Here is a 4,732-nt window from a genome sequence, read left to right on the forward strand (position 1 = left end):
TTTATCAGGTAAACCGAGGGGATGCTATCGCTGGCAGGCCAGCTCCCACAGTGGATCGTGTGCTTAGTGACGGAAGTGGCGCATGCCGGTGAATACCATGGCGATGCCGGCTTCGTCAGCGGCTGCAATCACTTCAGCATCACGCATCGAGCCGCCCGGCTGGATCACTGCTGTGATGCCGACCTTGGCCGCGTTGTCCAGGCCATCGCGGAACGGGAAGAACGCGTCGGAGGCCATCACCGAGCCTGCCACTTGGAGGCCAGCATGTTCTGCCTTGATTGCAGCGATACGAGCCGAGTTCACACGGCTCATCTGGCCTGCGCCGACACCGATGGTCTGACGGTTCTTGGCGTAGACGATGGCGTTGGACTTAACGTACTTGGCGACTTTCCAGGCGAAGATCAGGTCGTTGATTTCCTGTTCGGTCGGTGCGCGCTTGGTCACGACTTTCAGGTCGTCGGCGCCGATCATGCCGATGTCACGGCTCTGTACCAGCAGGCCACCGTTAACGCGTTTGTAATCCCACGCAGCGGCGCGATCAGCCGACCATTCACCGCAGGCAAGCAGACGCACATTGGCTTTCGCGGCCACAATGGCGCGGGCTTCTTCGCTGACGCTTGGGGCAATGATCACTTCGACGAACTGACGCTCGACGATGGCCTTGGCGGTTTCAGCATCCAGCTCGCGGTTGAACGCGATGATGCCGCCGAAGGCCGATTCGGTGTCGGTGGCATAAGCCAGTTCGTACGCCTGGCGGATACCGCCCTCGGCGTCCGGGCTCACGGCCACGCCGCACGGGTTGGCGTGCTTGACGATCACGCAGGCCGGCTTGACGAAGCTCTTCACGCATTCCAGCGCAGCGTCGGTGTCGGCCACGTTGTTGTACGACAGTTCTTTGCCTTGCAGTTGGGTCGCGGTGGCGATGCCGACTTCGGCCGGCTTGGTTTCCACGTAGAACGCCGCGCTCTGGTGCGGGTTCTCGCCGTAGCGCATTTCCTGGGCCTTGATGAACTGGCTGTTGAAGGTGCGCGGGAATTCGCTGCGGCCTTCGGTGCTGAGGGTGTCAGCAGCCTGATTCACGGTGCCCATATAATTGGCGATCATGCCGTCGTAGGCGGCGGTGTGTTCGAAGGCCTTGAGCATCAGGTCGAAACGCTGAGCGTAGGTCAGGCCGCCGGCCTTGAGGCCTTCGAGGACGCTGGCGTAATCGCCGGCGTTGACCACGATGGCTACGTCTTTGTGGTTCTTGGCTGCCGAGCGGACCATGGTCGGGCCGCCGATGTCGATGTTTTCGATGGCAGTCGGCAGGTCGCAGCCAGGCTTGTTGATGGTGGCCTCGAACGGGTACAGGTTGACCGCAACCAGGTCGATCGGCTTGATGCCGTGCTCGTTCATGATGGCGTCATCGATACCGCGACGACCAAGGATCCCGCCGTGGATTTTCGGGTGCAGGGTTTTCACCCGACCGTCCATCATTTCTGCGAAACCGGTGTAGTCCGCGACTTCCACTGCGGCAACGCCGTTGTCGCGCAGCAGCTTGAACGTCCCGCCGGTGGAGAGGATCTCGACGCCCAGGGCTTCAAGCTCCTTGGCGAATTCGAGGATCCCGGTCTTGTCGGAAACGCTGATCAAGGCGCGGCGGATCGGCAGGCGGGTAGTCTGGTCGGTCATCTCAATTTCCATCAAAAGCAAAGGAAGTCAGCAAAAAAGGCGACCGGTTTTACGCGGGCGCCTTTCTGGTTTGATTGAATGCTTACAGCAAATCGTACTGCTTGAGTTTCTTGCGCAGCGTGCCTCGGTTGAGCCCGAGCAGCTCGCTGGCCTTGGTCTGGTTGCCCTTGACGTAGTTCATCACGCACTCGAGCAGGGGAGCCTCGACTTCGGAGAGCACCAGGTTGTACACATCCGTGACGGCAGCGCCCTCAAGGTGGGCGAAATAATTGTGCAGCGCCTTCTCGACACTCCCGCGAAGGGTCTGGCCTTCTTCGCTGGGCGTATTGAGGTGCTGTTTCAAATTTACGTTGTCGCTCACGGGTGTAGTTCCACTCACTAAAGTCTCGGTCATCATCGTCATGCGGCCACCCCTTTTTCGTCCCCTGTCAGGCTCTTGTAACGTTCGGCGAAGAAGCCCTGAACGTTGGCGCATTGTGCTTCCGTATCTTCCAAACGATTGAAGTGGGCGCGAAACTCCCTGGCGCCCGGCAAGGTTGCGAGATACCAGCCCACATGCTTTCGAGCGATACGGACACCCATGACATCTCCATAGAAGGCGTGCAGGGCGGCCAGATGCTCTAGCAGAATGCGTTCCACCTCGATCAATTCCAGCGCCGGGAGTTTCTCGCCGGTACGCAGGTAATGCTCGATCTCACGAAAAATCCATGGCCGCCCTTGGGCAGCCCGGCCTACCAACAAACCATCGGCACCGGTCGCGTCGAGCACGTACCGGGCCTTCTCGGGCGAATCGATATCGCCATTGGCGAAGACCGGAATCGACACCGCCTGCTTGATCGCGGCAATGGTGTCGTACTCGGCTTCCCCGGTGTACAGATCGGCACGGGTGCGGCCATGCACCGCCAACGCCGTAATGCCTGCCTGCTCGGCGATCTTTGCCACCGTCAAACCATTTTTGTTGTCCCGGTCCCAGCCGGTRCGGATCTTCAGGGTCACCGGCACATCAACTGCAGCCACTACGGCCTGCAGGATCTCGGTGACCAATGATTCATCCTTCAACAGCGCAGAGCCGGCAGCCTTGTTGCAGACCTTCTTCGCCGGACAACCCATGTTGATATCAATAATCTGCGCGCCCAGTTCGACGTTGGCCCGGGCCGCGTCCGCCAGCATTTGCGCATCACCACCGGCGATCTGGACCGAGCGGGGCTCGGGATCACCTTCGTGAATCATGCGCATCCGCGATTTGCGGGTGTTCCACAAACTCATGTCGCTGGTGACCATTTCCGAGACAACCAGTCCCGCGCCCAATCGCTTGCATAGCTGACGAAAGGGTTGGTCGGTGACCCCCGCCATCGGGGCGAGAATCAAGCCGTTTTGCAATGTGTATGGACCGATGCGTACCGCCGACATAGGACTTCCCTGTTGTGGGGCCGGATCATTAGAGTTCGAAAAAGGGTTGGCATGATACCCGCTCTCGATGACTGGATAAAGGCTGAATTGAACAAAATCTGAACAGCTATTCTGTTATTGCCAGCAGTTTGGTGTGATGGCCAAAGTCAAGAATCTGCCGTCAGGCCTGTAACGGTAAAGCGTTTCACTCGGGGGAGTGGAAGCTCAGGCTGTAGTTCACCGCTTTGGCGCCCGGGTCGAGAATATCCAGCGCGATGTGGATTGGCGTTTGCGGCGGCATTTCCGCCATGCCTTCGAGGTCGCCGTTGAGGTACTCGCCGGGTTTGAAGCGACGGCTGGCGATCAAATGGCCATTAAGGTCGGCAAAACGCAGTTCCAACAACGGGAAGGGCTGGGAGAACGGGGCGCGATTGTAGATGATCGCATCGACCACTAGTGCACCACTGAATTCCGGGTGGCTGCGGACCACCAGGTTGCTGCTTTTGATTTTGGCAATGTCGACTTTGGACGGCACTGTGCAGCCGATTTTCGGGCACAGTTGCTGGAACCAGGGGCGGTACTGGTCCTGGCGAGCCAGCTCGTCGAATTGGTAGGCAATGTATTGGCCTGCGAGCGCGGCGGCGCCGAGCAGGACCAGGAGCAACCAGAACAACCGCCGGCCCCAAGGGGATCGACGTTTTTGCCAATCCAGTTGCAGTGGGTCGTCGGTCAGGTCCTGCAGTACCTCGGCGCGCACGCCCGGCTCACTGCGCTCGCGACGTTTGCGCAACGGTTCGATGGACGGCAGGTTGTCGTCGAGCGCTTCGGTCGCCGTCAGGCGTTCGTGGGTGAGGGGGGCGTCGAGTGGGTCGTGCAGGCGCAGATGGGGCACCTGGGGGTCGTCGTCCGGATCAACCGGTTCCAGCGAAAAAGAAGGCTCGGTTCGCGAGTGTTTGCCCGGTTCGGGGTCTGTTTCCGGCTGTTCCGTTTCTGCTGACTGGGCGCGGTCGGCGGCCGACTCGCTGAAGAGGCTGTCGGACCACGGCCCCTCGTCGTTTTCGACGGTGTCGCGACGAGCACTGAGCCCATCTTCACGGTGCCGGCCAAACTCTGTGGTTGGCTGGATCTCCCGCTGTTCGAGCCGGGCAAGCTCTTCGTCCAGGTCCAGGCTGTCCAGATCCAGTTCGGAGGCGGTCCACTGCTTTTGGCTGATAGCGCGTTGCACCGGCGGCTCAACGATGGCCGGGGCAACCGGTTTAACGGCTTCTTTACCGGCCCGTTGATCCAGCAATTGTTTGGCGGCGTTGAATACCTGCAAGCAGGAGCCGCAACGAACCACTCCACGGGCCACGCTCAACTGAGCATGGCTGACGCGGAAGCTGGTTTGGCAATGCGGACACTGGGTAACGAAGCTATCGGTCATGCGGCGATCCGGTTTATGCAGGCGTTCATTCTAGCGCCGACGGCCGGTGATGCGCACCCAGCCATCGCGATTGGCAATCGGGTCCAGATCGAAGTCTTGAGCGTAGGCAGCGGCAACGTCTTCACCTTGTTCGGCGAGGATACCGGACAACGCCAGGCGACCGCCCGGTTTGACCAGGCTGGACAACTGCGGGGCCAGGGAAACCAGCGGCCCGGCAAGGATGTTGGCGACCAGCACGTCCGCTTTGAC

Annotated in this window: 5 protein-coding genes; all 5 read right to left on the reverse strand. The window is 60.2% G+C overall.

Annotation, left to right across the window (positions count from 1 at the left end):
* Window positions 1-63: 63 nt before the first annotated feature.
* Window positions 64-1,671 (reverse strand): bifunctional phosphoribosylaminoimidazolecarboxamide formyltransferase/IMP cyclohydrolase, encoded by a 1,608-nt coding sequence (gene purH / locus AC1DRJ_RS19390; RefSeq protein WP_477803570.1) that lies wholly within the window; start codon window positions 1,669-1,671, stop codon window positions 64-66.
* Between the two features lie 82 nt (window positions 1,672-1,753).
* Complete coding sequence (gene fis, locus AC1DRJ_RS19395) at window positions 1,754-2,074, reverse strand: DNA-binding transcriptional regulator Fis (protein ID WP_007907419.1); 321 nt, start codon at window positions 2,072-2,074, stop codon at window positions 1,754-1,756.
* Window positions 2,071-3,081 carry a tRNA dihydrouridine synthase DusB gene (dusB, locus tag AC1DRJ_RS19400; RefSeq protein ID WP_477803571.1) on the reverse strand — a complete coding sequence of 337 codons (1,011 nt, stop codon included), beginning with the start codon at window positions 3,079-3,081 and terminating at the stop codon, window positions 2,071-2,073. Before dusB ends, fis begins: the two co-directional genes overlap by 4 nt.
* A 184-nt stretch (window positions 3,082-3,265) precedes the next feature.
* Window positions 3,266-4,483, reverse strand: coding sequence for a DUF3426 domain-containing protein (locus AC1DRJ_RS19405; RefSeq protein WP_477803572.1), 1,218 nt, complete (start codon window positions 4,481-4,483; stop codon window positions 3,266-3,268).
* A 30-nt stretch (window positions 4,484-4,513) separates the two neighbouring features.
* A partial coding sequence (locus tag AC1DRJ_RS19410) for a 50S ribosomal protein L11 methyltransferase (RefSeq protein WP_477803573.1) occupies window positions 4,514-4,732 on the reverse strand: 219 nt, incomplete at its 5' end.

Source organism: Pseudomonas sp. P5_B2 (assembly GCF_056400445.1).